General features: G+C 55.9%; 23 protein-coding genes. 4 read left to right on the top strand and 19 right to left on the bottom strand.

The window, feature by feature from the left end; genetic code table 11:
- Positions 1–117 precede the first annotated feature (117 nt).
- Both rraB and miaE read left to right on the top strand, forming a co-directional pair.
- Positions 118–549: a ribonuclease E inhibitor RraB gene (gene rraB / locus ABIE29_RS01015; protein WP_429616336.1), complete on the top strand. Its 432-nt coding sequence runs from the start codon at positions 118–120 to the stop codon at positions 547–549.
- A gap of 44 nt (positions 550–593) precedes the next feature.
- Positions 594–1,355 carry a tRNA isopentenyl-2-thiomethyl-A-37 hydroxylase MiaE gene (gene miaE / locus ABIE29_RS01020; protein WP_021807809.1) on the top strand — a complete coding sequence of 254 codons (762 nt, stop codon included), beginning with the start codon at positions 594–596 and terminating at the stop codon, positions 1,353–1,355.
- Between the two features lie 2 nt (positions 1,356–1,357).
- On the opposite strand, the gene ABIE29_RS01025 is transcribed toward miaE, so the two are convergent.
- The 6 genes from ABIE29_RS01025 to pepA all read right to left on the bottom strand — a co-directional run bounded on the left by ABIE29_RS01025 (position 1,358) and on the right by pepA (position 11,169).
- A complete protein-coding gene (locus ABIE29_RS01025; protein WP_429616339.1) occupies positions 1,358–3,388 on the bottom strand; it encodes a DUF1176 domain-containing protein in 2,031 nt (676 codons plus the stop codon).
- Positions 3,389–3,519: 131 nt separating this feature from the next.
- The gene (locus ABIE29_RS01030) at positions 3,520–5,127 is read right to left on the bottom strand and encodes a GMC family oxidoreductase (protein WP_429616341.1); all 1,608 of its coding nucleotides are present in this window, start codon (positions 5,125–5,127) and stop codon (positions 3,520–3,522) included.
- A gap of 434 nt (positions 5,128–5,561) precedes the next feature.
- Positions 5,562–6,065 (bottom strand): GNAT family N-acetyltransferase, encoded by a 504-nt coding sequence (locus ABIE29_RS01035; protein WP_429616343.1) that lies wholly within the window; start codon positions 6,063–6,065, stop codon positions 5,562–5,564.
- A 171-nt stretch (positions 6,066–6,236) separates the two neighbouring features.
- Positions 6,237–9,113 carry a valine--tRNA ligase gene (locus tag ABIE29_RS01040; RefSeq protein ID WP_429616345.1) on the bottom strand — a complete coding sequence of 959 codons (2,877 nt, stop codon included), beginning with the start codon at positions 9,111–9,113 and terminating at the stop codon, positions 6,237–6,239.
- A 13-nt stretch (positions 9,114–9,126) separates the two neighbouring features.
- The gene (locus ABIE29_RS01045) at positions 9,127–9,576 is read right to left on the bottom strand and encodes a DNA polymerase III subunit chi (protein ID WP_021179113.1); all 450 of its coding nucleotides are present in this window, start codon (positions 9,574–9,576) and stop codon (positions 9,127–9,129) included.
- Positions 9,577–9,657: 81 nt separating this feature from the next.
- Positions 9,658–11,169, bottom strand: coding sequence for a leucyl aminopeptidase (gene pepA / locus ABIE29_RS01050; protein WP_024486368.1), 1,512 nt, complete (start codon positions 11,167–11,169; stop codon positions 9,658–9,660).
- A 280-nt stretch (positions 11,170–11,449) separates the two neighbouring features.
- On the opposite strand from pepA, the gene lptF reads away from it, so the two are divergent.
- Both lptF and lptG read left to right on the top strand, forming a co-directional pair.
- Complete coding sequence (gene lptF, locus ABIE29_RS01055; RefSeq protein WP_429616348.1) at positions 11,450–12,544, top strand: LPS export ABC transporter permease LptF; 1,095 nt, start codon at positions 11,450–11,452, stop codon at positions 12,542–12,544.
- A complete protein-coding gene (lptG, locus tag ABIE29_RS01060; RefSeq protein ID WP_429616350.1) occupies positions 12,544–13,614 on the top strand; it encodes an LPS export ABC transporter permease LptG in 1,071 nt (356 codons plus the stop codon). The genes lptF and lptG overlap by 1 nt, the downstream gene beginning before the upstream one ends.
- 61 nt (positions 13,615–13,675) lie before the next feature.
- Here lptG and ABIE29_RS01065 read toward each other — a convergent pair whose 3' ends face one another.
- From ABIE29_RS01065 to ABIE29_RS01125, 13 genes are all read right to left on the bottom strand, one after another.
- Positions 13,676–13,993 carry a CcdB family protein gene (locus ABIE29_RS01065; RefSeq protein WP_429616352.1) on the bottom strand — a complete coding sequence of 106 codons (318 nt, stop codon included), beginning with the start codon at positions 13,991–13,993 and terminating at the stop codon, positions 13,676–13,678.
- Positions 13,993–14,238 carry a type II toxin-antitoxin system CcdA family antitoxin gene (locus ABIE29_RS01070; protein ID WP_429616354.1) on the bottom strand — a complete coding sequence of 82 codons (246 nt, stop codon included), beginning with the start codon at positions 14,236–14,238 and terminating at the stop codon, positions 13,993–13,995. The genes ABIE29_RS01065 and ABIE29_RS01070 overlap by 1 nt, the downstream gene beginning before the upstream one ends.
- Before the next feature lie 96 nt (positions 14,239–14,334).
- Entirely contained in the window at positions 14,335–14,664 is a 330-nt protein-coding gene (locus tag ABIE29_RS01075) for a DMT family transporter (RefSeq protein WP_429616356.1), read from the bottom strand.
- Positions 14,665–14,675: 11 nt separating this feature from the next.
- Entirely contained in the window at positions 14,676–15,035 is a 360-nt protein-coding gene (locus ABIE29_RS01080; protein ID WP_429616358.1) for a DMT family transporter, read from the bottom strand.
- A gap of 344 nt (positions 15,036–15,379) precedes the next feature.
- Positions 15,380–16,051: a hypothetical protein gene (locus ABIE29_RS01085; protein WP_429616360.1), complete on the bottom strand. Its 672-nt coding sequence runs from the start codon at positions 16,049–16,051 to the stop codon at positions 15,380–15,382.
- A 9-nt stretch (positions 16,052–16,060) separates the two neighbouring features.
- Positions 16,061–16,696, bottom strand: coding sequence for a phosphate propanoyltransferase (locus tag ABIE29_RS01090; RefSeq protein ID WP_429616362.1), 636 nt, complete (start codon positions 16,694–16,696; stop codon positions 16,061–16,063).
- Positions 16,697–16,731: 35 nt separating this feature from the next.
- Positions 16,732–17,139: a BMC domain-containing protein gene (locus ABIE29_RS01095; RefSeq protein ID WP_429616364.1), complete on the bottom strand. Its 408-nt coding sequence runs from the start codon at positions 17,137–17,139 to the stop codon at positions 16,732–16,734.
- A gap of 10 nt (positions 17,140–17,149) precedes the next feature.
- Positions 17,150–18,100, bottom strand: a complete 951-nt coding sequence (cutD, locus tag ABIE29_RS01100; protein WP_429616366.1) for a choline TMA-lyase-activating enzyme — start codon at positions 18,098–18,100, stop codon at positions 17,150–17,152.
- 64 nt (positions 18,101–18,164) lie between these two features.
- The gene (gene cutC, locus ABIE29_RS01105; protein ID WP_429616368.1) at positions 18,165–21,584 is read right to left on the bottom strand and encodes a choline trimethylamine-lyase; all 3,420 of its coding nucleotides are present in this window, start codon (positions 21,582–21,584) and stop codon (positions 18,165–18,167) included.
- Between the two features lie 70 nt (positions 21,585–21,654).
- Positions 21,655–22,809: a 1-propanol dehydrogenase PduQ gene (locus ABIE29_RS01110; RefSeq protein WP_429616370.1), complete on the bottom strand. Its 1,155-nt coding sequence runs from the start codon at positions 22,807–22,809 to the stop codon at positions 21,655–21,657.
- An 18-nt stretch (positions 22,810–22,827) separates the two neighbouring features.
- Positions 22,828–23,085: a EutN/CcmL family microcompartment protein gene (locus ABIE29_RS01115; RefSeq protein ID WP_021179125.1), complete on the bottom strand. Its 258-nt coding sequence runs from the start codon at positions 23,083–23,085 to the stop codon at positions 22,828–22,830.
- 21 nt (positions 23,086–23,106) lie between these two features.
- Positions 23,107–24,723 (bottom strand): acetaldehyde dehydrogenase (acetylating), encoded by a 1,617-nt coding sequence (locus ABIE29_RS01120; RefSeq protein WP_429616372.1) that lies wholly within the window; start codon positions 24,721–24,723, stop codon positions 23,107–23,109.
- A gap of 88 nt (positions 24,724–24,811) precedes the next feature.
- Positions 24,812–25,090 carry a BMC domain-containing protein gene (locus ABIE29_RS01125; protein ID WP_021179127.1) on the bottom strand — a complete coding sequence of 93 codons (279 nt, stop codon included), beginning with the start codon at positions 25,088–25,090 and terminating at the stop codon, positions 24,812–24,814.

Raw genomic sequence — 25,090 nt, forward strand, 5'->3', positions numbered from 1 at the left:
ATGTATGAATATTCAATTTCAACCCCAGGGCAGAAATCTTTCACGTTTATCGTGGCAGCGGTGACAGCGGTGTGTGAAAATAGCAGTAACGAAGCCCATTTTATTGAGGATAGAGGCATGGCAAACCGCGAATTGCTGGAAGAACAACGTGAAGAGACCCGCCTGATCATCGAAGAACTGCTGGAAGACGGCAGCGATCCGGATGCGCTCTACACCATCGAGCACCATTTCTCTGCCGAAAAGTTTGAAGTTTTGGAGCAGGCCGCTGTGGAAGCCTTCAAGTTGGGCTACGAAGTGACCGATGCCGAAGAGCTGGAAGTGGAAGATGGCTCCATGGTGATGTGCTGTGACGTGATCAGCGAAGTGGCGCTGAACGCCGAGCTGATCGACAGCCAGGTAGAACAACTGGTGGCACTGGCAGAAAAATGCGGTGTCAATTACGACGGTTGGGGTACCTACTATGAAGATCCGAACGGTGAAGAAGGCGACGACGAAGAAGAAGAAGACGGCGACTTTATCGACGAAGACGACGACGGCAAACGTCATTAATTAAATCCTGCGGGCTGGCGCAAGCTGGCCCCTGATAGAACCCGATGAAATACCAATCCCTGTTATCCCCGATTTTAAACTTCCTGCACTGTGAAACCCCGGATGGATGGATCGAAGCGGCCCGTCGCCCGGAAAACCTGCCACTGTTGCTGACCGACCACCTGGTCTGCGAGCTGAAAGCGGCGCAGACCGGCATGTGGCTGATCCGCCGCTACGTGGCCGACAAAGAGAGTGGCGATGCCCTGCTGGCCTTGCTCAGGCCCTATGAGGCGTTTGTGCATGAGGCGCAGGAAGTGCCGGAAGAGCTGTTCCGCCAGAGCGCGTTTACCAGGAAGATCCTGCCGAAGAACGGCTCGGCCTACGGCCAGGATCTGGTCGACAAGATGGTGTTGCTGATCAAAGAGGAGCTGCATCACTTCTCGCAGGTGCTGGAGATCATGCAGGCCCGGCAGATCCCGTATAGAAAGATCACCGCCAGCCGCTATGCCAAAAGCATGATCCGCGAGGTACGCACTCACGATCCGGCCACTCTGATCGATAAACTGATTTGCGGTGCGTATATCGAGGCCCGTTCCTGCGAACGCTTCGCCAAGCTGGCCCCGTTCCTGGACGATGAGCTGAACCGGTTCTATGTTTCGCTGCTGCGCTCCGAAGCCCGCCATTACCAGGATTACCTGACGCTGGCAGAGCAGATTGCCGGCGGCGATATCAGCGAACGCGTGGCGTTTTTTGGCCAGTTGGAGGCGGAGCTGATCCGCTCACCGGACACCGAGTTCCGCTTCCATAGCGGCGTACCGGTGGCCTGAGCTCAGAGCCCACCGTTATCCCCCGTGCGTTGTTTATAGCCACTGCTCACCGAAGTGATGCTTCTTGGCCCGCTGATGGCATAGCCCGCGACAAACTCCGAGTCTTGCTCCGTGGATGACAGCGAGATTTCGGCATCGACACCGTGGCTATAAGCGCCAAAGTGGCTGGCGACGGTGCCGATATAACATCTTCCTTCCAGCCAGACGGGGATGTAGGCAACGGGTTCAAAGGCATAATGCAGGGCCGTGCCCATGCTGTAACGCTCTGCGTCTTCAGGTGACGTCCCTGGAGGGACAGGGCAAATCGCGGCATTAACCTGCCCAGCGGGTCGATCTTTCAGCAAGTGCTTCTGCATGCTTGCCAGTGATTTCAGCAGTGTTGCCTTGTCCTTATCGCTGAGTGGTGGCGCGGGTACTTGCTCGTCTACTGAAGGATCAAGGGTGTCGAGATCGTAGTAGTAACGAATGGTCACCGCTGGCGTGTTGGCTGCCTGACTAAACGGACGGATAAGATAGAGATTATCTTCGCCGAAATTACCGTTAAACCACAGCGCGTAAACCTGGCCGTTGATTTCAATCCATTGGCTCCACTGGTTAGCGCCGCGCCCGTTCTCTGAAAACAGGGCTCCTGGCACCCCGAAATCACCATTACCAACGTCCTCATTGGTGGAGTAAAACGCGCTATCACCACGCTTGAGTACGCCGGTATAGCTGAATAAACCGGTACCGCCGACGTAGCTGCCAATAATCAAATCGCGCTTGCCGTCACCGTCGAGATCGACCAGTTGAAAGCTGACGCTGCCTGATTCCGTGTCGGCGGAGAGGTTGGAGTTCAGAAACGCCTGCCATTCATCATCGCTGATATCGCCAGACGGTTTGCCATTGGGTTGCGGGCCGTCCTCGTTATAGGAGATGTCGAAAGCCGTTAGCGGTTTTTTGATGGGGAACTGCGCAGCGATTTTTTCCCATGCGCCTTCCGGGTTAGCTGCTTTCTGCTTCATCACCGCGCGGTAAAATGTATTCAGCGCTGCGTTGTCGAGATCGACTTCCTGTGAAGTACGGACCGTGCTGACATAGGTCGGCAGATGCCAAACGCCGCCAACGGACAACGTACTGCCTTGCCCGGTGTTGTCATAATACTCATCAGCCAGCGCAAACTGTTGGCCATCCCAGACCCAGGCGCGTACTGGCCCGCTGTATTGCCAAATCTTACCCTGCTGATAGTCTGCCGCATCGTTGGTGATCAATTGCGGACGTTTGCTGAAACTGTTATCCGTTACCCATAGAGCAAAGCGGGAAATGTCGAAACACTCGGTTCTGATCAGGGAATGGCTATTGTCTAGCGGGATAACATCCAAGGTTCTTTCCCTGCCTTCCTCAAGCTCGCTACAGTTCATTGCTGAGGTGGGCTGTATCCATCCAGCTATCTTTTGCTTTTGTAGCGCAGTTAATGGCTGGATGTTTGGGGCGGCGATAACCGGCTGGGTAATGATTTCGGGCCTGGGGCTAGCGGCTAACACCGCGTTGTTATTATTCTTTCCTGGGGAAAGTAATGCGCTGTTGGTACCAATGCGCCGTTGAAACTCATCCATTTTCAATAGCACAGCGTTGGAGCCAGAGGTAGAAAGCGGTATTCGCTCGCCGTTGAGGGAGAATTCAATCTGCTCATCTTGGCGTAGTGCGCGCAGCACGGATTGGCGCTGTGCATAATCCAATAGAAAACTGCCGTTGGTCGTTTTTGTTAATTTCCCGGCAGGTGCGTTATTAATCAATAACAGTGCGTCTTCTCTTGGCGGTTGTCCCTGAGTTTGCTGGGCAAAGGCAACTTCCAGCGTTATGTTTTCACCAGGCCCGGCGGGGCGCGTTAATAATAGGCTGACTTGTCCTGCGCTATAGCCTGCCGCCCGGCAGGTGCCGGTATTATCACAGGCTAGCTCCCAGTCTTTATGAGCAAAGAAAACGCCCTGTAACGGCGAGGCCTGTAACAATGGCGTAGCGAGTAACCCTAAAACAGCGAGCGTAACAATACGCATGGAAGTCCCTTTGCACTGAAAATATCAGGGGAATATAGCCAGATTTTTCCCTGATTGCATGTGCTTTTAGGGGGAATGACAAACTCCGTTCCAGCTCCCCCTCCTTGTGGGAGAGGGTTGGAGTGAGGGGCTTACACTGTGGTTCCCAATAGCAAATCTACCGCCTTCTCGGCCAGCATAATGGTGGGGGCATTGGTGTTACCGCTGGTGACCTGCGGCATCACCGAACAGTCGACCACCCGCAGCCGCTCAAAGCCATGCACCCGCAACTGCAAGTCGGTCACCGAGTCCTCCGTATTTTGCCCCATACGGCAACTGCCCACCGGGTGATAGACCGTCTTGCAGAAGTTGCGCACAAACTCCTCCATCTGCGCCTCATCGTTCACCCACGCCGGTTGTGGCATCAGCAGATCTTTAATCAGCGGCTTGAGAGAGGCGGTTTCCAGGAAGCGCAGGCCAAATTTCACCGCGCGAATGCTGCCCGCCAGATCGTCTGGATGACCAAGATAGTTGGCCTGTAGCTTGACGGGATCGGCGGGGTTACGGCTGCGTAACTGCACCTGGCCACGAGCTTTGGGTTGTAGATAACCGACCTTGAGCGACATGCCGTGGATCGCCGGTAGCGGTTCGCCGGGCACGTCGTCCCAACTGTCGAGTATCGGCAGGAAATGTACCTGCACGTCTGGCCTGCCATTGCCTTGGGAATCGGCGAAGGCGGCCCCCTCCAGTACGTTAGAGGTCAAGACGCCGCTGCGAAAAGCCAGCCACTCGGCACCGTGACGCAGCGCCTGCAAGCCCCGATCGGCACCGAACAGGCTGACAGGTTCACGGGTGCTGACGTTAATCGACATGTGCAGATGGTCGTGGAAGTTTTTGCCCACCGGCAGATCGGCCAGCGGTGTAATACCCAACGGCTCCAGATGTTCGCGTGGGCCGATGCCGGACAGCATCAGGAGCTTAGGTGAGCCAACGGCTCCGGCGCTGAGGATCACTTCCTGGCTGGCGTGGGCGACGATCTCATTGCCACCGTTCAGGCTGTAGACTACTCCAGTTGCCACGTTGTTTTCGAAGGTAACGCGGTGTACCAGCGCGTTGAGTTTCACCACTAGCCGCGAGTTATCGCGTACGGCTTGCAGATAGGTGCGGGCGGTACTGGCACGTTCGCCGTTGTGGGTGGTGGTTTGGTAGAACCCCACGCCGTGCTGGCTTGCGCCGTTAAAGTCGTTGCGGTAGGGCAGATCCAACTCCTGGCCCGCGCGGATAAACGCCATGCTGAGCGGATGGCGGTAGCGGTTCTCGCTGACCGGTAGCAGCCCCTCGTTGCCGTGATACTCATCCGCCAGGCTTTCATTGGCTTCGGCGCGTTTGAAGTAGGGCAGCACGTCCTGATAGCTCCAGCCGGTGCAGCCATACTGTTGCGCCCAGTCGTCGTAATCCTGTGGCTGGCCGCGCAGATAGATCATACCGTTTACCGAGCTGCTGCCGCCCAGCACCTTGCCTTGGGCGATCTGCATGCGGCGGTTATTGGCGTGCGGCTCTGGTTCGGTTTCATACGGCCAGCTTTTCTTGGCGATGATCTTGGCAACCCCGGCGGGCATTTTGATAAACAGATTATTGTCGTCGCCGCCAGCTTCCAGCAGCAGGATGCGGGCCTGGGTACGGCGGATGAGCTGGGCTGCCAACACGCAACCCGCCGAGCCTGCGCCAACAATGATGTAATCGAAGTTATTTTCTGACATGACCGTTCCCTGTGCGTGATGGTTAGAGACTGTCATGGCAGAGTAACTCAGAGGAGTGGTAGGTCAATTTGCGATCGTTAATTTATTAACGAATATCACAATAAATCTACATTTTGCTTGGGTTGATCATTTTAACTGGTTGAAATATAGAATTACCGTGCGTTTTTTTGAATGATGTTGATATTAATAATTTTTTGAGGGTGATGTGTTCTCTCCCTCACCCCAACCCTCTCCCCAAGGAGAGGGAGCCAGGTCGGCGTTGCGCTCAGGTAAGGGGATTTTCTGTAACGCAGGAAGAACACTAGACTTGCTGTTTTAGTTTGGTATGCCTTTGAAACACTAGGGAGTTGATGTCAGACGTAGGAGAAAAATCGTGGCACATTCGGTTCCCTCTCCCTGTGGGAGAGGGTTAGGGTGAGGGGGCATTGCGGCGGTTAAAGTACCTTCAGCATGGTGACTTCGCAGTCGCCGTGGCCGGTATTGCCCATGGCACAATCGATATGCTCAAAACCAAGATGCTCATACAGACCGATCGCCTGCTGTAACGTGGCGGTCGTTTCCAGATAACAACGCTTGAACCCCTGCTGACGGGCAAACTCCAGCGCCTGTAGCGCCAGGCGTTTTGCCAAACCTTTGCCACGTAGCACCGGCAGGAAATACATTTTCTGTAATTCGCAGACGTCGATCTCACCGCCCTGCAGCGGCGCAACGCCACCGCCACCGGCAATCTGACCGTCTATCTCCACCACCCAGTAGGCACTGCGCGGTCGGCTATAGAGTTGGAACAAGGCGTCCAGATTGGGATCGGAAACGGTATAGCCTTTATCCGCCGTCAGGCCATGCTCGGCGGAGACTACGCGAATGACGTGAGCAATAGCGGCATTATCGTCGGCCGTGATTGGGCGCACCAGAAGACGCACTGGGGTGGCTGTTGTCATGTTTACACTCACCATCAAAGGGAACCTGAGGGGACCCGGAATGTCGTTGTTATTACGGAATGCACCGTATCAATAATACTTTGTAATAACACTTAAGCCTGGCCCTTGGCAAGGCTGATAAAAAAACAGCGGGGAAAAATCACCCGCTGTTTTTGATCGGTAGCTTGCAGATTACAGCGCGGCGATAGTCGCCTGCTGTTCCTGTAGCTTCAGCTTGCCTTCTTTGCAGGCTGCCAGGCGTTCACGCTCTTTGGCCACGACCGCTTCCGGTGCACGAGCCACAAAGCCTTCGTTGGACAGCTTGCCCTCGATAGAGGCAATCTCACCATCCAGCTTGCCCATCTCTTTCGACAGGCGCGCGATTTCCGCGTCCTTGTCGATAAAGCCCGCCATCGGGATCAGCAGTTCGGCACCGTCCACCAGCTTGGTGACCGAAACCGGGCCTTTCTCGCCCGCAGGCAGCAGGGTGATGGAGCTCAGGCGCGCCAGGCGTTCGATAAAGCTCTGGTTTTCCTGTACGCGGCGTTGGGCATCACCATTGGCGTTACGCAGCAGCACTTCCAGCTGTTTGCTTGGCGCGATGTTCATTTCGGCGCGGATGTTACGCACCGCGATGATTGCCTGCTTGATCCACTCCAGATCGTTCAATGCCTGCTGATCTTCCAGCGCGGCGTCGAAGGCCGGGAACGGCTGCAGCATGATGGTGTCTGCGGTTTCGCCGGTCAGAGGCTTGACGCGTTGCCAGATGGTTTCGGTGATAAATGGAATGATTGGGTGCGCCAGGCGCAGCAACGCTTCCAGCACGGTGATCAGCGTATTGCGCGTACCACGCTGTTCCGCTTCGCTGCCGTTGATGACGATTGGCTTGGTCAATTCCAGATACCAGTCGCAGAACTGGTTCCAGGTGAATTCGTACAGGATGCCCGCCGCGATATCGAAGCGATAGGTGTCCAGCGCCTCACGGTAGGCTTTCACCGTGCGGTTGAATTCGGCCAGGATCCAGCGGTCGGCCAGCGACAGCTGCATTTCGCCACCGTTGAAGCCGCAGTCGTGCGCTTCGGTGTTCATCAGCACAAAGCGGCTGGCGTTCCACAGCTTGTTACAGAAGTTGCGGTAGCCTTCCAGGCGCTTCATATCCCAGTTGATGTCACGGCCAGTAGAGGCCAGTGCTGCCAGGGTAAAGCGCAGGGCGTCGGTGCCGTGCGGTTCGATGCCGTTCGGGAACTGCTTTTCAGTGCGCTTGCGGATTTTCTCTGCCAGCTGCGGCTGCATCATGTTGCCGGTACGTTTCTCCAGCAGATCTTCCAGCGAGATACCGTCGACCATATCCAGCGGATCGATGACGTTACCCTTCGACTTGGACATCTTCTGTCCTTCGTCGTCGCGGATCAGGCCGGTCATGTACACGGTCTTGAACGGAACCTGTGGCTTGCCGTTTTCATCTTTAACGAAGTGCATGGTCAGCATGATCATGCGGGCAATCCAGAAGAAGATGATGTCGAAGCCGCTGACCAGCACGCTGGTCGGGTGGAAGGTCTTCAGATCCGGGGTCTGCTCTGGCCAACCCAGGGTCGAGAAGGTCCACAGGCCGGAGGAGAACCAGGTATCCAGCACGTCTTCGTCCTGGTGAAGCTGAACGTCGGCACCCAGGTTGTTTTCGCGACGTACTTCTTCTTCAGTGCGGCCAACGTAGACTTTGCCTTCGGCGTCGTACCAGGCCGGGATGCGGTGGCCCCACCACAGCTGACGGGAGATACACCAGTCCTGGATATCGCGCATCCAACTGAAGTACATGTTTTCGTACTGCTTAGGCACGAACTGGATCTCACCTTGCTCAACCGCTTCAACCGCGACTTTCGCCAGCGGTGCGGTACGCACGTACCATTGGTCGGTCAGCATTGGCTCGATAACTACGCCGCCACGGTCACCGTAAGGCACGGTCAGATCGTGAGGTTTGATCTCTTCCAACAGGCCGAGTTCGTCAAAGGCGGCAACCACGGCTTTACGCGCAGCAAAGCGCTCCAGGCCACGGAACTGCGCTGGCAGCTCGCCGCTGTAGGCGGTGCTGGCTTCGCCCAGGGTGTCGAACACCTCGGCTACTTCGAGGATGTCACCGTCGAAGCTCAGGATGTTGATCATCGGCAGGCCGTGACGCTTACCCACCTCATAGTCGTTGAAGTCGTGCGCCGGGGTGATTTTCACGCAGCCGGTGCCTTTCTCCATATCGGCGTGCTCGTCACCCACGATGCGGATGCGGCGACCTACCAATGGCAGAATGATCTCTTTGCCAATCAGATCCTTGTAGCGCGGATCTTCCGGGTTTACCGCTACGCCGGTATCACCCAGCACGGTTTCCGGACGGGTGGTGGCAACCACCAGGTAGTCTTTGCCTTCTGCCGTCTTCGCACCGTCGGCCAGCGGATAACGCAGGTGCCACATGGAGCCTTTGGACTCGCGGTTTTCCACTTCCAGATCGGAGATGGCGGTGCGCAGTTTCGGATCCCAGTTCACCAGGCGTTTGCCACGGTAGATCAGATCTTCTTTGTACAGGCGGACAAACACTTCTTTAACCGCGTTGGACAGGCCTTCATCCATGGTGAAGCGCTCGCGCTCCCAATCCACGGAGTTGCCCAGACGGCGCATCTGGCGGGTGATGGTGCCGCCGGACTCGTCCTTCCACTGCCAGATTTTATCGATGAACGCATCGCGGCCATAATCATGGCGGGTTTTGTTTTCTTCTGCGGCGATTTTGCGCTCAACCACCATCTGGGTCGCGATACCGGCATGGTCGGTACCGGCTTGCCATAGGGTATTTTTACCCTGCATGCGCTGGTAGCGGGTCATGGTGTCCATGATGGTCTGCTGGAACGCGTGGCCCATATGCAGGCTGCCGGTGACGTTCGGCGGCGGGATCATGATGCAGAAACTTTCCTGGCTGGTATCGCCATTCGGTTTGAAATAGCCCTGGCTTTCCCAGTGATCGTACAGCTTCTGTTCGATCTGGGTTGGGTCATAGGCGGTATCGAGATCGGTGTTGGTCTTTTCCATTTTTATTTCAGGTTCAGTTAGTTGGCGGCGTGGCCGTGGTCAAATGGAAGCCGACGCTGCGATAGGCTTTGTAACGTTCGCGCGCCAACTGTTTCAAGGTGTCTTCGTAAGGGACGAAGTCTACCACTTCATGGAAAGCAGTAGCAAAATCTGCAAACTGCGGCAGCAGGGCGATCAGCAGATCGCGCGGGGCATTGCCGCGTTTGCCTGGCCAGCACAGCTCGACCGGCGCGCCAAAGTTTGGCCCTTCACCTGCCAGGTTATGCGGCACAAATTGGTGTGGCTCACGTTGCCACAGGGCTTCATCCAGCCGCTGGGCCTGCTCCTGGCTTTCACAGGCGATCAGCACCCGCTTGCCAGCGCGCCATCTTTCGGCGGCAACGGCGCAGGCCACAGCCTCGTGTGCACTGAGTGCACCAGCGGGTTCTGCGTGTTCAAGAAGGTAGAACGTTGCCTGTTTCATGATTCAATTCACCGTGGCCAAAAAATGTAAGGGCACAGCGTGCTGTGCCCTCGGTGATTATACCTGAATTACCGCGCGGATTTAATCGTCGCCGTTCAAGCCGGCACGATTGAGCAGGAACTGCGCCAGCAGGGCTACCGGGCGGCCAGTGGCCCCTTTGGCCTTGCCGGAGCGCCAGGCGGTACCGGCGATATCCAGGTGTGCCCAGCTGTACTTGCGGGTAAAACGTGACAGGAAGCACGCGGCGGTGATAGCACCACCAGGGCGACCGCCGATGTTGGCCATATCCGCAAAGTTGGAATCCAGCTGCTCGTAATACTCATCGCTCATCGGCAAGCGCCACGCACGGTCACCCGATTGCTCGGAAGCGCCAATCAGCTCGTGAGCCAGCGGGTTGTGGTTCGACATCAGGCCGGTGATGTGGTGGCCCAATGCGATCACGCAGGCACCGGTCAGGGTGGCGATATCAATCACCAGCTCTGGCTCGAAACGCTCGACGTAGGTAAGGGTATCGCACAGCACCAGGCGGCCTTCGGCGTCGGTGTTCAACACTTCTACCGTCTGGCCCGACATGGTGGTCAGCACGTCGCCTGGGCGATAGGCCCGTCCGCCCGGCATGTTTTCACAGCCAGCCAGCACGCCAATCACGTTCAGCGGCAGGTTCAGTTCTGCCACCACACGCATGACGCCGTACACGGTCGCGGCGCCACACATGTCGTATTTCATCTCGTCCATGCCGTCGGCCGGCTTGATCGAGATGCCGCCGGAGTCGAAGGTCAGCCCTTTACCTACCAGCACGATCGGCTTAGCGTCCGGGTTAGGATTTCCCTTATATTCCATCACCGACATCAGCGATTCATTTTGCGAACCGGCACCGACCGCCAGATAGGCGTTCATCCCCAGCTCTTTCATCTGCTGTTCACCGATGACGCGGGTGGTGATGTGGGTGCTGAAGGCGTCGGCCAACTGACGCGCCTGTGAGGCCAGATAACCGGCGTTACAGATGTTTGGTGGCATATTGCCGAGATCTTTGGCCGCCTTGATGCCGGAAGCCACGGCCAGGCCGTGCTGGATGGCGCGTTCACCGCTGGTCAGTTCACGGCGGGTTGGCACGTTGAACACCATTTTACGCAGCGGGCGGCGTGGCTCCACCTTGTTGCTCTTCAACTGATCGAAGGTGTAGAGCGTTTCTTTGGCGGTTTCTACCGCCTGGCGCACCTTCCAGTAAGTATTGCGGCCTTTGACGTGCAGCTCGGTCAGGAAGCAGACGGCCTCCATGGAACCGGTGTCGTTAAGGGTATTGATGGTTTTCTGGATCACCTGCTTGTACTGACGTTCATCGAGCTCGCGCTCTTTGCCACAGCCAATCAGCAAGATGCGTTCGGAGAGAATGTTCGGCACATGGTGCAGCAGTAACGTCTGCCCGACTTTGCCTTCCAGTTCGCCCCGGCGCAGTAGTGCGCTGATATAACCATCACTGATTTTGTCGAGCTGTTCTGCGATAGGTGACAGGCGGCGTGGTTCGAAAACACCTACTACAATACAGGCGCTGCGCTGTTTTTCCGGACTACCGCTTTTTACACTGAACTCCATGCACTCTCCTGAATCTTAAAGACAACGACGAAAGCTACGGCTAGAATGACCTACTCCGCCAAGATCTTCCGTCATTGAGTTAACTAACTAGGTTAACCTGAACGACGTAAACGTTCTGTTTTGGCTACTATAGGCCTGTTCCTATAGGATGGCCAAACAGCTTGATGTTCTAATACTATTTTAGCTGTGAAGGTTGCCACATGATGAGAAAAAATGGCGGATTAGCGATGAAACTATCGATTTTCCTGCAAAAAGACAAGTTTTCACAGGCGTAATAAGCGTGATCATCATTAGATATCTGGTACGGGAAACGCTGAAGAGCCAAATTGCCATCCTGTTTATCCTGCTTCTGATCTTCTTTTGTCAGAATCTGGTCAGGGTGTTAGGTGATGCGGTCGACGGCAATATCCCGACAAATTTAGTCTTATCCCTGCTTGCATTGGGTGTGCCGAAGATGGCGCAGCTAATCTTGCCCTTAAGCCTGTTTCTTGGCCTGTTGATGACGCTTGGGCGGTTGTACACCGAAAGCGAAATCACCGTTATGCACGCCTGCGGTCTGGGGAAACGAACCCTGATCATTGCCGCTATGGTGTTGGCGATCTTTACCTCGGCGGTGGCTGCGGTAAACGTCTTCTGGGTCGGGCCATGGGCGGCCAGCCATCAGGATGAAGTGATTGCCGAAGCCAAAGCCAACCCCAGCATTGCCGGGCTGGCGGAAGGGCAGTTCCAGCCCTCACAGGATGGCAACGCCGTACTGTTTGTCGGCAGCGTAAAGGGCAACACCTTCAACGACGTGTTCCTGGCGCAGCTACGCCCGAACGGAAACCAACGCCCTTCGGTGGTGGTGGCCGAGCATGGGGTGATCAACCAGGGCCGTGATGGATCGCAGGTCGTCACGCTGGACAAAGGCACCCGGTTTGAAGGTACCGCGCTGCTGCGTGATTTCCGCATTACCGATTTCAACGACTATAAAGCGGTTATCGGTCATCAGTCGGTCACTATTGATAATACCCAGTCTGAGCAGATGTCGATGCGCACGCTGTGGGAATCGAAAGAACCGGATGCGCGCGCCGAATTCCACTGGCGTCTGACGCTGGTCATTTCCGTGGTGCTGATGGCGCTGCTGGTGGTGCCACTCAGCGTGGTCAACCCGCGCCAAGGCCGCGTGCTGAGCATGTTGCCAGCGATGTTGTTGTATCTGATCTTCTTCCTGTTGCAGACCTCGCTGCGTTCCAATGCCGGTAAGGGCAAGCTGGATCCGCTGGTGTGGATGTGGTTGGTGAACCTGGCGTACTTCATGGTTGCCCTGGCACTTAACCTGTGGGATACCGTGCCGATGCGCAAGCTGCGTGCACGCCTGAGAGGAGCGGCCTGATGCTTGGTGTACTGGACCGTTATATCGGTAAAACGATTTTCAACACCATCATGATGACGCTGTTCATGCTGGTTTCGCTTTCCGGCATCATCAAGTTTGTCGATCAGCTGCGTAAAGTCGGGCAGGGTGAATACTCGGCGCTGGGCGCGGGGGTGTATACCCTGCTCAGCGTGCCAAAGGATATTGAGATCTTCTTCCCGATGGCGGCACTGCTGGGGGCATTGCTCGGTTTGGGCACCCTGGCTACGCGAAGCGAACTGGTGGTGATGCAGGCTTCTGGCTTCACCCGGCTGCAGATCGCCGGATCGGTGATGAAAACCGCCATTCCGCTGGTCTTGCTGACGATGGCAATCGGCGAATGGGTGGCACCGCAGGGCGAACAGATGGCGCGTAACTACCGTGCGCAGCAGATGTACGGTGGTTCGCTGCTCTCCACCAAGAGCGGCCTGTGGGCGAAGGACGGCAACGACTTTATCTACATCGAACGGGTGGCAGGTGAAAAAGAGCTGGCTGGCGTCAACATTTACCACTTCAACGATCAGCGCCGGTTAGAGACAGTCCGCTATGCCGGTACCGCAGATTTTGAAGATGGCGCGTGGCAGCTTTCGCAGGTGGATACTTCTGATTTGACCAATCCGAATCAGGTCACCAGTACCCAGACGCTGACCGGGGTGTGGAAAACCAACCTGACGCCGGACAAGCTGGGCGTGGTGGCGTTGGATCCGGATTCGCTTTCCATCAGCGGCCTGCACAACTATGTGAAGTACCTCAAGCAGAGTGGCCAGGAGGCCAGCCGTTACCAACTGAATATGTGGAGCAAGATCTTCTCGCCGCTGTCGGTGGCGGTGATGATGCTGATGGCGTTGTCGTTTATCTTTGGCCCACTGCGTAGCGTGCCTATGGGCATGCGGGTGGTGATCGGTATCAGCTTCGGCTTCCTGTTCTACGTGCTGGATCAGATCTTCGGCCCGCTGAGCCTGGTGTATAGCATGCCGCCAATTCTTGGGGCTCTGTTGCCAAGCCTGCTGTTCCTGTTGATCAGCCTTGTGCTGCTGCTGAAGCGAAAATAACCTTCCCTTCCACTTTTTTGGTGAACTGGCCCAATTTGCCCATGGCAAGCGGGTCAGTTTTTCAGATGCCCAAAACTAACAGATCGATAGCCGCAACCAGCTCATCGCGCAGATGGGCTGCATTGGAAACCAGGCAATCTGCACTAAGATTTTTGACATCCGTAGTCGTCAGTAGACTAGTCAGGATCACGTAATCTTGTTGGTCCACAGACAAAACGGGAGTCAGTGCTTTGACCTGTGAGTTTGTTGCATGTTTTAAAGCCAAGGGCATGACCAAACGAGTGCTAAGATGATCGAGTAAATCGGACTGAACAACGATAAAGAAAGGATAGGCTTTTTTGTTTTTAGATTGATTTTTATAAACAGAAAATTGTTTCATTACAGGACACCAAAGTCAGCATCATCAGAAAAAAGACCGTTCTCCTCAACGAAACCATTCAATGCTTCAAGACCAGCACGATTTTCCGCTAGCCAACGTTCACGTTGCCCCTTCTTAACTGCGAGTTCTAAGGCGTGGTTGAGCGTAGCCGATAAGTTTAGGTCTAATGCTTTAGCCTGTTCGATCAGGTCGACACTTAAGTACACGTTAGTATTGCGTTTTTTTATTATTGAAACGGTTCCCATAGCACCTCCTGAGCATAATTTATGCGCATAACTATAGCGCATCAAAAAAAAAGCGCAACGTTGCCGCTGCGCTTTTTAAGGTAGAGCTTTGCAAGCTTACATCTGCGAGAAGATGTTCATAATGACGCCGCCGCCGATGATGAGCGCCATGGCGAATATGGCAGGGAGATCCGGTTTCTGCTTGTAGAGCAGCATGGAAACGAAGGTCACGCCGACGATGCCAAAGCCGCACCACAGCGAGTAGGCGACGCCCACCGGGATAAAACCCATTGCCTTGGTCAGGGCGAAATAGCACAGGCAGTAAGCGGCGATCACCAGCACCGAAGGCCCCAGCTTTTTAAAGTTGTTGGTTTTTTTGATCATCGAGGTCCCGGTGATTTCCGAACCGATCGACAGTGCCAGCCACAAGAAGCCAATATTAAACATAGTTGATACCCTTATTCTTCTGAGGAGCCCATTTTGGAGAAGAGGTTCATGATCACGATGCCGCTGGCAATAACGATCATGCCGATAATGGCTGGCGTATCAGGGTGTTGGCCGTAAAACACCATGCCCAGGCTTGAGACCAGTAAAATTCCGGTGCCTGACCAGGTGGCGTAAGCCAGGCCGACGGGGATGTATTTCACCGCATTGGATAACGAGTAATAGCAAACGCAGTACAACACCACGATCAAGCCGAGTAATAACGTCTTGGTAGTGCCTTCACTGTTATCAAACATTTTTAACGTAGAGGTGGCCGAGGTCTCAGAGAATATGACCAATAACATCCATACCCATGCTTTTGCCTTGGAAGACATAGAGTTAGCTCCTGATAAGTAATGATTTATATAAATTTAAAATTTGAGACTTATATTAATTACCCCTCACCCCAACCCTCTCCCACGGGGAGAGGGAACCGAGTGTGCAACAACTTGGCTACGGTGCTGGTTTTTTAATCACTCTTGTTACAGATTAACTTTGGTACCTGAATATCACGCCGCTCCAGCTCACTTGAAAATAAAGAGGAAATCTCAGCAAACTCGATCGCCCACTTATCCAATGTGCACCACCGAGTTTTCATACCCACTCGATCGGTCCCCTCTCCCTGTGGGAGAGGGTGAGGGGACTCTCTCCGTAGTAAAAGCCCTCACCCGGTTCGGTATTATTTTTTCCCTCGGCTATATTCCAGTGCCAAATCGGTCAGCTTGGCCCCCGGTGGTGAACGACCATTGAGCCGCTTGAGTTCGCTTAGCGTTACGTAAGCCTGTGGTGGCGGCGCTGCCAACGGCTCCGTGGCGGCAGGCTGGGCCGATAACATCCGATCCAACGTACAGAGCTCAATGCCTTGTGCCGCCAGCTTGGGTAGATAATCTGCCTGGGGGGTGTTTTCCCCTGCGCGGCTCAGACCTTTCAGTTGATTTAATTCGCTGGTCGGGTTGCAGTTATAATCCAGCGCCATAATCGGCCTGCCGCTCATCCGGGCCAGATGAATAAACCTGGCGGCGTCGGACTGTAATAAGCCGTTGGCCACTTCTGCCGCCGTAGCGAAATCGAGAAAAGGGATTAATACCCGCTCAATATTATCCAGCGCGCCGGTTTGACGGATTGCTGTTAGAGAAGTGATTGGCCCGAGTTGGCACCAATCAGCCTCTGCGTGAAACTGCCGGGCATTATCGCTAAACAGGATCACCGGCGAGAACGCCTGGCACTGTTGCAAACGCGCGCGGATTATCTCGTGGTAGCCATCCGCAGCGGTTAACAGCACCAATGCCCGTGGCCGCATCCGTAACAGCACTTCACTGACCAACTTGTCGATGACTTCACGCTGCATCATATTGCCGCCTCAGGGAACGATAACCACGTTGTCACCGGAAGCCAGCCCGGCGGCGTTGGCTTCATCGGTATCAATGTGCAGTTCCAGTGCAAAACTGGCTTTGATCCGCACGATGACTTCGTCAAAGATCAGCCCACGCACGCCTGCCGCCTTCACCCGTACCTTCTGGCCGTTCTGCACGCCCAACCTGGCGGCATCCTGCGGGTTCATATGGATATGGCGCTGGGCACAAATCACCTGTGAATGCAGCGAAACGTAGCCTGCCGGGCCAGCCAGCATGGCGTCACCGGAGGCGATCAGATTGCCGGATTCGCGCACCGGTGCTTTCAAACCCAGGGTGAAACAGTCCGCCTTTGAGATTTCCAGTTGCGTGCATTCGCGTGCTGGCCCCAACACCCGCACTTTGGAGAGCGAGCCTTTCGGGCCTACTATCATCACGCACTCTTTGGCGGCAAACTGCCCCGGCTGGCGTAACTCTTTGCACGGTGTCAGCCGATAACCGGCACCAAACAGTGTTTCAATATCCTGCTGCGACAGATGGACATGCCGGTTAGAAACCCCAACCGGGATGGCGATGCCGGTGGGAGAAGAATAGCTCTCTGCCAGGTTATGGCGGATCCTGTCCAGTAACGACTCGTTAAACATACTGTTATTCCTACCCTATCTCAGAAGCGGTACGGTTATTTAGACTCTTTCTTGCCGCCCGTGCGTGCGGGTTTGTTGTCGGCAACAGGGGCTTCGGCTATCGGCGCTGCGGCCTCTACCGCTGGCGGTTCTTGCTGCACCTTGGCCGCTGGCGGCGTCAGCTCCTTGCCTTTCAACCCGGTCAGCAGTGCGACGACCTGTTTTTCCGGGCGGGCAATCACCAACTGGCCTTTGATAAACGCCGGTTGCTTGATCACTGCCACACCGCTGTCGATGGCGGTTTTCACCGCGCTGATTTCACCGGCAAAGAACACGCTAACCAGACCGGAACCAATCTTCTTGTATCCCAGTACCGTTACCGCAGCGGATTTACAGGCCGCATCGGCCGCGTGGATCGCGGCGGTCAGGCCATAGGTTTCAATCACTCCCAGGCTTAAATTCATCTCAATCTCCTTAGTGCCTTACCAGGCGGATATCAAAGTCAAAGCGCTGGAAAAAAGCCGCCAGTTGGTCCAGTTCTTCATTGCTGTAACTTGGGTCGTCTTTGACCGGATAGATCATGTCGAGCCGCTGGTATTTGTTTTTACCCAGCTGGTGATAAGGCAACACGTCGATGCGGCTGATATTGCCTTTGCGTGCCAAGGCCATGACGTAGTCAATGGCACCGGTGATGGCATCGTAAGAATCGTTATAGCCGCGCACCAAAGGCATACGCACCACGATATGGCTGCCCAGCTCCACCAGGCGCTCCAGGTTTCTTTTTACACCCTCGTTCCCGACGCCAAACAGCTCCTTATGCCTTGCGCTATCGATATGCTTGATATCGAACAGGAACATATCGGTACAGGTCGCCAGCTTTTCATAGTTGGCTAATGAGGTGGTGCCATTGGTTTCGATAGCGGTGTTGATCATCATTTTTTTGCATTCGGTCAGCAGCGCGGCCGCGAAGTCGGTTTGCAGGCTCAGTTCGCCACCGCCCAGGGTAACGCCACCACCGGAGGCATGATAGAAATCGACGTCCTGCAGGATGATATCCATCAACTCCTGTACCGTGACGTCCTTGCCCATGATGTCCAGTGCGCCGGAGATGCAGACCTCTTCGCATTTGCGGCAACCGATGCAGTCTATGTTGCGATCGAGGTGGTGCTTGAGATCGCCTTGTGCGTTTTGGCGCTGGGAGTGGATCCCCACCGGGCAGACGGCGACACATTGGCCACAATCAACGCACTTATCATGTGAATACATCACCTGGAAATTGCTGGTGAGCCCCTCGGGGTTGGCGCACCAGGCGCAGAGGATGTTACAACCTTTGAAAAAAATCAGGGTGCGAATACCGTCTCCGTCATAGATCGAGTATTTCTGGACATTGAATATCCGACCCTTTTTCTCCAGCGTGTTATCCATTCTATTTTCCCCTTTCTTCGAAGGCTGATGGGATAAGACGTCCCTGTCTTATCCAAGGCTAAGGTCAGAACTTCTCAATCACGGTACGGCTGATAATTTCATCCTGAACTTCTTTGCACAGTTCGACGAAGTAGGCGCTGTAGCCAGCCACGCGGACGATCAGGTCGCGATATTTCTCTGGCTCCACCTGCGCCTGCTTCAGCACTTCGTTATCCACGTAGCTGAACTGCATCTGGCCGTTGCCCAGAATGGACGCGGTACGCAGCAGGGTGATCAGCCCGTTCTTGCCTTCCGGGGTATCGAGCAGCCCTTTGAGGAACTTGAAGTTGTGCACCATGCCGATGTTCATGGTTTCCACGTTCATCTTGCTGACGGACTTGATGATGGCGGTTGGACCCTGTTTGTCCGCACCCTGCGTCGGGCTGATCCCGTCGGAGAGCGGCATCCAGGCCAGACGGCCGTTTGGCGTCGCGGCGGTCAGTTCACCGATCGGCGTGTTGTTGGAAATCGACAGGGTGCCGTGGCTCAGCGTGGAGTAGAGCATTTTGTACTTGCGGCACTCGCGTTCGGTCCATTCGGTGATGTCCAGCGCGTACTGATCTACCGTATCATCGTCGTTGCCGTACTTTGGCGAGTTCAGGCAGTCGCGGCGCAGCTGTTCAAAACCTTCAAAGTTGGCCAGCAGCGCGTCACGGATCTGCTCCAGAGTGTATTTGCCATCCTGATACACCAGCTTGCGGATCGCGGCCATGGAGTCGACATAGGTCGCCAGACCGGAGAAGATCAGCCCTGGGCCGTGGTTGATCACCGCGCCACCGGCGGCCACATCTTTACCCTGTTCCATACAGCCTTCCACCAGCAGCGACATCAGCGGTTTTGGCGCCACGTCGCGGTGGACACGCTGGCTGATCACGGTGCCGATAGCCGACAGTTTGACGATGTGCGCGATCTGCGCCTTCACCGCGTTGTCGAACTCTTCGTAGGTTTTCAGAGTGCTCAACTCACCGGTATCCAGCCCCTGGTAGCTGTCGAACAGCACCATGCGGCCACGGTTGAGCACGAACTCGATAGCGATTGGCCACTGGGTATAACCGGTGGAGGTCCACTGATAGATGCGGCCGGATTTTTGTGGCTCTACGCAGCCCATCAGGCAGTAGTCGCGCGCGTCTTCAAAGTCGAAGCCCTTGCGCAGCATCATCTTGATATGGGAATCATCAAAGTGGCAGGCCGGGAAGCCCATACCCGCTTTCACCACGTCGACGATCTTCTCCATGTACTTCTGCGGTGACTGGTTATGGATACGGCAGGCCAGCGACGGCTGGTACACTTTGACAAAGCGCACGGCGTCCATGATCAGGTAGGTCAAATCGTTACAGGCATCGCCGCCGCTGCGCTTCTGCCCGCCGATGGTCAGGTTGATAAACGGCTGATAACCGGCAAAGTACTTGGCACCCAGCTCGCTGGACATCCACATCAGCTCGGCACACTTGATGATAAAGGCTTCCAGCAACTCCAGCGCCTGTTCCTGCGTCAGGCGGCCAGAGGCGATATCGGCCTGGTACATCGGATAGCAATACTGATCCAGACGGCCCAGCGACAGCCCGGTCTGGTTCTCTTCCACTTCAAACAGCGACTCTACCGTCCAGATGCTTTGCAACGCTTCTTGCAGGGTCTTCGGTGGGTTGGCCGGTACGTTTTCGTTGGTTTCTGCGATGGTCAGCAATTCGGCACGGCGCGCCGGATCCTGCTCAACGGCGGCCAGTTCACGGGCCTTGTCGGCGATGCGCTTGGCATAGGCCACCACGCCGTCACAGGTTTCAATGGCCGCTTTGTAGAAGTAGATCTTGTCGATATCCGCCGGGTTTTCCATGCTCAGCGCCGCGAGGTGCTGTTGGGCATCGGCCTTGATACCGTTCATCCCTTTGGTGAACAGCAGGATATCGTAGCCTGGGCAGGTGTCGCCGCCGCCGTTAATCTGGTGGTAGGAGAGGTCGCTGACAAAGGTTTCGCCGCTGAAGGCCCAAACGCCCGCTTCGCGGTACTGTGCTTCACAGATCTCATCGAGCGAACGGCCTTCCCAGAACGGCACGATCTCTTCGCGGATTGTCTTCTTGTCGGCCTCGGAGATGACGAACGGATCCTGCGGGCGGGTGCCCATGGTATCCAGCTCGTCACGCACCCAGCGCCAGGCGATATCCGGTGAGAATGCCCCGGCACGTGGTTTGCCGCACGGATGGCCGACGATCAGCTCATCTTGCTGGATCAGGATTGGCGCGGTTTCACAGGCGGCGCGGAAAGACTTGGCGCGCAGCAGGATGGTTGGCAGGCCCGGGTTGTTTTTCGCCATTTCGGTAAAGGTAATGGCACGATAGATAGACACACTTGGGCGCGCATCGAGGTAGTTGTCACGCAGGCGTTGCAGGCGCGGCGTCAGCCCTTCCATCAGTTTGTGCGTTGCCATGTCTTGCGCTGAAGCCGCCACGAACGGTGCCGATGGCGCACTGTACTGCGGACGTGCACCTGCCTGGCCAGCGAACAGTTTCACCTGCAGGTTGTCGTTGAACGTCATCAGATTATTACGTGCGGCCAGCAGCATGGCGGACAGATCGTTGATCACCAGGGCCGGGTCGTTGAGACTCACGCCGTGCAGCATGGCATCAAACATCGGGTAGCCGTCCAGCTCACGTGGCGCGCGCACTTCTGACAGCTCACACAGCTTCAGCCACAGGCACTCGACGATTTCGTAAGCCTGCTCCGGCGTCAGCACGCCACGGGTAATGTCCTGTTGATAGAAGCCGTACAGCTGTTTGTCGAAGCCGCCCGGGTAAACCGCGTAGCTACCGTTTTCCAGATGCAGCGCCAGTTGGAACAAGTAGAACGACTGGCAAGCCTCTTTAAAGCTGCTGGCCCCGTAAGCCGGGACTTTTTTCAGCATGGCGGCCGCCTCTTGCAGCTCCGCCTTACGGTACGGATGGTTTTCTACCGCAGCCATGTTTTCGGCCTTGTTGGCCAGTTTCTGCGCCAGATGCATCGCCGCATTGCAGGCGTAGATCATGGCGCGGCATTGGTTGACCTCGTCCAGCCCGGAACGGCTGACGGCGCTGCCGATGCTTCTGGCGCGGTCTTCCATTTCGGCTTCGATGGCGAACAGCCCCTTGGTGATCACCGCCAGATAGTCCGGTGAGGTCTGGCCCAACGCGGTGAAGGCCGAAGGACTGCGCAGCTCGCTTTCGCTGTGGAACACGGCGGCGCGCGGGGTGGAGGATTGGCTGCCGATGATCAGCTCATCGGGGCCGATATAGCCGGGCAGTTGCTTGACCAGCTCATTGAACAGCTTGGCATTCTTGACCAACTGCGGCATGCCGGCCACATCGCCACCCAGCGTTTCCAGAATGGCGGCACGTTCGGTGCTGATGGTGCTGTTTTGGGATAAGAGTCTTTCTGCCAGCAGTTTTACGCGTGGCGTCAGTGAATAATGGGCCATGTTCAAATCTCTCCTGATGTCCTGCGGCTTTCACACAAATTGGCAAAATCCGTTGACTGTAATGAGTGCGTTATTGAAGCTGTACCGGGCCGCCGCTGTAGGCGAGGCGGAACAGTTTCTCCAAATCTGCCGCGTTAACGTCGCGCGGGTTGGTTGGCGTGCAACTGTCGTGCAGCGCCTGCGTGGCCAGTTCGCCAAGGCAAACCTGGAAGCGGTGTTCCTCTACCCCTGCGGCTTGCAGATTGGCCGGTAGCTGCATTTCCTGTTTCAGCGTTTCGATCGCCACCAGCAGGCTGTTGACGCCATCACGTACCGAGGTGCTTGGCAGCCCCAGCAGGCGCGCCAGGGCGGCATATTTGTGTGCGGCCTGGGTGTCGCAGCCGCCGTCAACGTCGGCATTGAAGGCGACCACCGAGGTCATCAGCAGCGCATTGGCTCGGCCATGCGGGATGCCAAACATGCCGCCGAGGGCGTGCGCCAGGCTGTGGGTGATGCCCAACGATGCGTTGGTGAACGCCATCCCGGCCATGCATGAGGCGTTATGCATTTTTTCCCGCGCTGGCAGATTGCTGCCCTGTTGGTAGCAGGTCAGCAGGTGGCCGAACACCATCTGCACCACTTTTTCGGCCATCGCATCGCTGAAGTCGCTGGCCTTGCGGGAAACATAGGCCTCCAGAGCGTGGCACAGCACATCCATCCCGGTATCGGCGGTAATGCTGGCCGGCACCGACTTCACTAACTGAGGATCGAGGATGGCAATGTCGGGCAGCATGAACTCGTCTACCAACACCAGCTTTTGGCTGCGGGACTTGATCACCGAGAAGCTGGTGACTTCGGAACCGGTGCCGCTGGTGGTGGGGATGGCGACAAAGCAGGGCTTGCTACGGCCACTGTCTTTACGGCAATGCCACAGCGCATACATCACCGCCTTGGCGGCATCAATGACTGAGCCGCCGCCCAAGGCAATCACCAGGTCCGGGTAGTCGTCATCCATTAGCTTCATGCCGCTGACGATGGCAGAAATATCCGGGTCGGAGGCCACCTCGTCATACTGACGACAGCGGATCTGCCGCTGTTGGAGCAGGCTGGTCACCCGCTCGGCCAAGCCAAACTTCACCATCGCCTGATCGGTGACCAAAAACGCCGAGCGTCCAGGCAAGCTGCTCAGAGCGAGCAGCGCATCCTCACCGAAATGGATTTTTGGCTTAATCAGAAACTCATTCATGCCTACTTCCTCTTACTCTTAACGCTCCCGGTGAACCTTCTCGACAATGGCAACGATCGACATGGCCTTGTAGCGGTCTTTACTCAGTGCGAAATACTCTTCCACCAACACCAGATCGTTTTCACCGGCACCGACGCTGTCGACGGCGACGTAAGTACGATCTTTGATGGCTTCCAGGTCGTCACCCAGCGCCGTGACCAACAGCAGGTTACTACCGCGTAGTTCGTCACTTTTCTGCGTGGCCACCACATGGCCGGTTACCTTTGCGAGGATCATGTTTTCACCCTTGGTTGATTGTTACCGGGACAGGCGTCCAAGCACTTCCGTAATGATCCGTTCGACGTTCTCTTCGGTGATGTCATTGGCTGCGGCGTTAACCACTGCGCGGGTGACCGCCCCGAAACGATCGTCGCCCTGGGCATACAGCGGTGCCGGTGCAGTTTGCGGGGCCACCGCCGCCGATGGAGCCGCAAAGCGGTTATCGTCGAAGATGCTGGTGCTATGGCGGGTTGGCGCGCTGCACGGTTGAGCTGCCTGCTGTGGCTGGCGCAGATCCTCGATGCTACGAACGCCATAGCCGACCTTACGCACGTTCAACAGGTTCATCGGGCCGACGTTGTCCGAGCTGGAGCCACCACCGACGGCACCGCAGCCGAGCGTTAACGCAGGTATAAGATTCGTGGTTGCGCCAATGCCTCCAAGCGCGGCGGGCGTATTGATCAGGATGCGGTGCACCGGTTTTTGCAGCGCAAACTCGCGGATCACCTGCTGATTCTGGGTGTGGATGACCAGCGTATGCCCCAGACCTTCGTTGGTGAGCAGCTCCACCACGCGATCGCAGGCGCTCATCCAGTCTTCTTCGATGTACAGCCCCAGTACCGGGCAGAGTTTTTCACGGGCGTAAGGGTTTTTACGCGATACGCTGTTTTGCAGTGAAATCAGCACCCTGGTGGTTGCAGGTACGCAGAATCCGGCGCGTTCGCTGAGGTAGATGGCGGTCTTGCCCACCACTTCCGGATTAATCATGCCGTTCGGGCGTAACAGGATATTGGCCAGGCGGGCAGACTCATCGTCGTTCATGAAGTAGCAGCCCTGGCTCAGCAACTCGCGGTGCACGTCCTGATAGATGCACTTTTCCACGATGATCGACTGCTCAGAGGCGCAGATCACCCCGTTATCGAAGGTTTTGCTGGTGATGATGTCTTTCACCGCCTGCGGGATATTGGCGCTGCGTTCGATAAACGCCGGGCCGTTGCCTGGGCCGCCGCTGATGGTTGGTGTGCCGGAGCTGTAGGCCGCACGGACCATACCTTCGCCGCCGGTGGCCAGGATCAGCGAGACGTCTTTGCTATGCATCAGGGCTTTGGTGGCCTCCAGCGTCAGCTGGGTCAGGCCGTCAACGATACCTGCTGGGGCACCGGCCTGGAGCGCGGCCTGCTTGACGATCTCAATTGCCCGCTGGCTGCACTGGCGCGCATTAGGGTGCGGGGAGAAAATAATGGCGTTCCCGGCCTTCAGCGCGATCAGCGTTTTATAGAAAATGGTTGAGGTTGGGTTGGTGGACGGCACCAGGGCGGTAATGACCCCTAACGGGACACCCACGTCCATCACTTTATTCTGCTGGTCGTCACGAATAATACCGACGGTTTTTAAATCCTTAATATGCTCAAAAACTTTTTCAGAGGCGAAAATGTTTTTTAACACCTTGTCTTGCCAATTGCCGAAGCCGGTTTCTTCATGGGCCATCTTGGCCAATTCTTCGGCATGTCTGGCCGCTTCGCTGGCAATATGTTTAATAATGCCGTCGATCTTTTCTTGTGAATATTTGGCAAACAGCAATTGCGCCTGTTTGGCATTTTTTATCAGCGTGCGAGCCTGCTGAATGGATTGTAAATCCGGATCTAATGTGGTCATTAGTCTATTCCCCTAAATAGGAGTTTAATTTTTTATTTGCTACAATCGGGTAGAGTACTTATCTGCCACCGCCGGTAATCAGGCTGAATTACGCCTTATGCTGTGAGGCGATTTTCTCAATATCATTATGTGGGCGAGCAATAACCCGTGATGAAATCACTTCGCCAATCCGGCTGGCGGCTTCAATACCGGATTCCACCGCCGCGTTAACGGCACCCACGTCGCCTTTCACCATTACGGTGACCAGGCCGGAGCCGACGTTTTCATAGCCAATCAGTTCGATATTGGCAGCCTTGCACATGGCATCGGCGGCTTCGATGGCGGGCACCAACCCTTTGGTTTCGATCAATCCGAGTGCATCTTTCAT

Source organism: Serratia sp. 2723 (genome assembly GCF_050434425.1).
Lineage (GTDB): Bacteria > Pseudomonadota > Gammaproteobacteria > Enterobacterales > Enterobacteriaceae > Chania.

Bases quoted from the DNA above. Each gene is read 5' to 3' on its own strand.
- rraB (WP_429616336.1), top strand. From the start codon at position 118: ATGGCAAACCGCGAATTGCTGGAAGAACAACGTGAAGAGACCCGCCTG.
- miaE (WP_021807809.1), top strand. From the start codon at position 594: ATGAAATACCAATCCCTGTTATCCCCGATTTTAAACTTCCTGCACTGT.
- ABIE29_RS01025 (WP_429616339.1), bottom strand. From the start codon at position 3,388: ATGCGTATTGTTACGCTCGCTGTTTTAGGGTTACTCGCTACGCCATTG.
- ABIE29_RS01030 (WP_429616341.1), bottom strand. From the start codon at position 5,127: ATGTCAGAAAATAACTTCGATTACATCATTGTTGGCGCAGGCTCGGCG.
- ABIE29_RS01035 (WP_429616343.1), bottom strand. From the start codon at position 6,065: ATGACAACAGCCACCCCAGTGCGTCTTCTGGTGCGCCCAATCACGGCC.
- ABIE29_RS01040 (WP_429616345.1), bottom strand. From the start codon at position 9,113: ATGGAAAAGACCAACACCGATCTCGATACCGCCTATGACCCAACCCAG.
- ABIE29_RS01045 (WP_021179113.1), bottom strand. From the start codon at position 9,576: ATGAAACAGGCAACGTTCTACCTTCTTGAACACGCAGAACCCGCTGGT.
- pepA (WP_024486368.1), bottom strand. From the start codon at position 11,169: ATGGAGTTCAGTGTAAAAAGCGGTAGTCCGGAAAAACAGCGCAGCGCC.
- lptG (WP_429616350.1), top strand. From the start codon at position 12,544: ATGCTTGGTGTACTGGACCGTTATATCGGTAAAACGATTTTCAACACC.
- ABIE29_RS01065 (WP_429616352.1), bottom strand. From the start codon at position 13,993: ATGAAACAATTTTCTGTTTATAAAAATCAATCTAAAAACAAAAAAGCC.
- ABIE29_RS01070 (WP_429616354.1), bottom strand. From the start codon at position 14,238: ATGGGAACCGTTTCAATAATAAAAAAACGCAATACTAACGTGTACTTA.
- ABIE29_RS01075 (WP_429616356.1), bottom strand. From the start codon at position 14,664: ATGTTTAATATTGGCTTCTTGTGGCTGGCACTGTCGATCGGTTCGGAA.
- ABIE29_RS01080 (WP_429616358.1), bottom strand. From the start codon at position 15,035: ATGTCTTCCAAGGCAAAAGCATGGGTATGGATGTTATTGGTCATATTC.
- ABIE29_RS01085 (WP_429616360.1), bottom strand. From the start codon at position 16,051: ATGATGCAGCGTGAAGTCATCGACAAGTTGGTCAGTGAAGTGCTGTTA.
- ABIE29_RS01090 (WP_429616362.1), bottom strand. From the start codon at position 16,696: ATGTTTAACGAGTCGTTACTGGACAGGATCCGCCATAACCTGGCAGAG.
- ABIE29_RS01095 (WP_429616364.1), bottom strand. From the start codon at position 17,139: ATGAATTTAAGCCTGGGAGTGATTGAAACCTATGGCCTGACCGCCGCG.
- cutD (WP_429616366.1), bottom strand. From the start codon at position 18,100: ATGGATAACACGCTGGAGAAAAAGGGTCGGATATTCAATGTCCAGAAA.
- cutC (WP_429616368.1), bottom strand. From the start codon at position 21,584: ATGGCCCATTATTCACTGACGCCACGCGTAAAACTGCTGGCAGAAAGA.
- ABIE29_RS01110 (WP_429616370.1), bottom strand. From the start codon at position 22,809: ATGAATGAGTTTCTGATTAAGCCAAAAATCCATTTCGGTGAGGATGCG.
- ABIE29_RS01115 (WP_021179125.1), bottom strand. From the start codon at position 23,085: ATGATCCTCGCAAAGGTAACCGGCCATGTGGTGGCCACGCAGAAAAGT.
- ABIE29_RS01120 (WP_429616372.1), bottom strand. From the start codon at position 24,723: ATGACCACATTAGATCCGGATTTACAATCCATTCAGCAGGCTCGCACG.
- ABIE29_RS01125 (WP_021179127.1), bottom strand. From the start codon at position 25,090: ATGAAAGATGCACTCGGATTGATCGAAACCAAAGGGTTGGTGCCCGCC.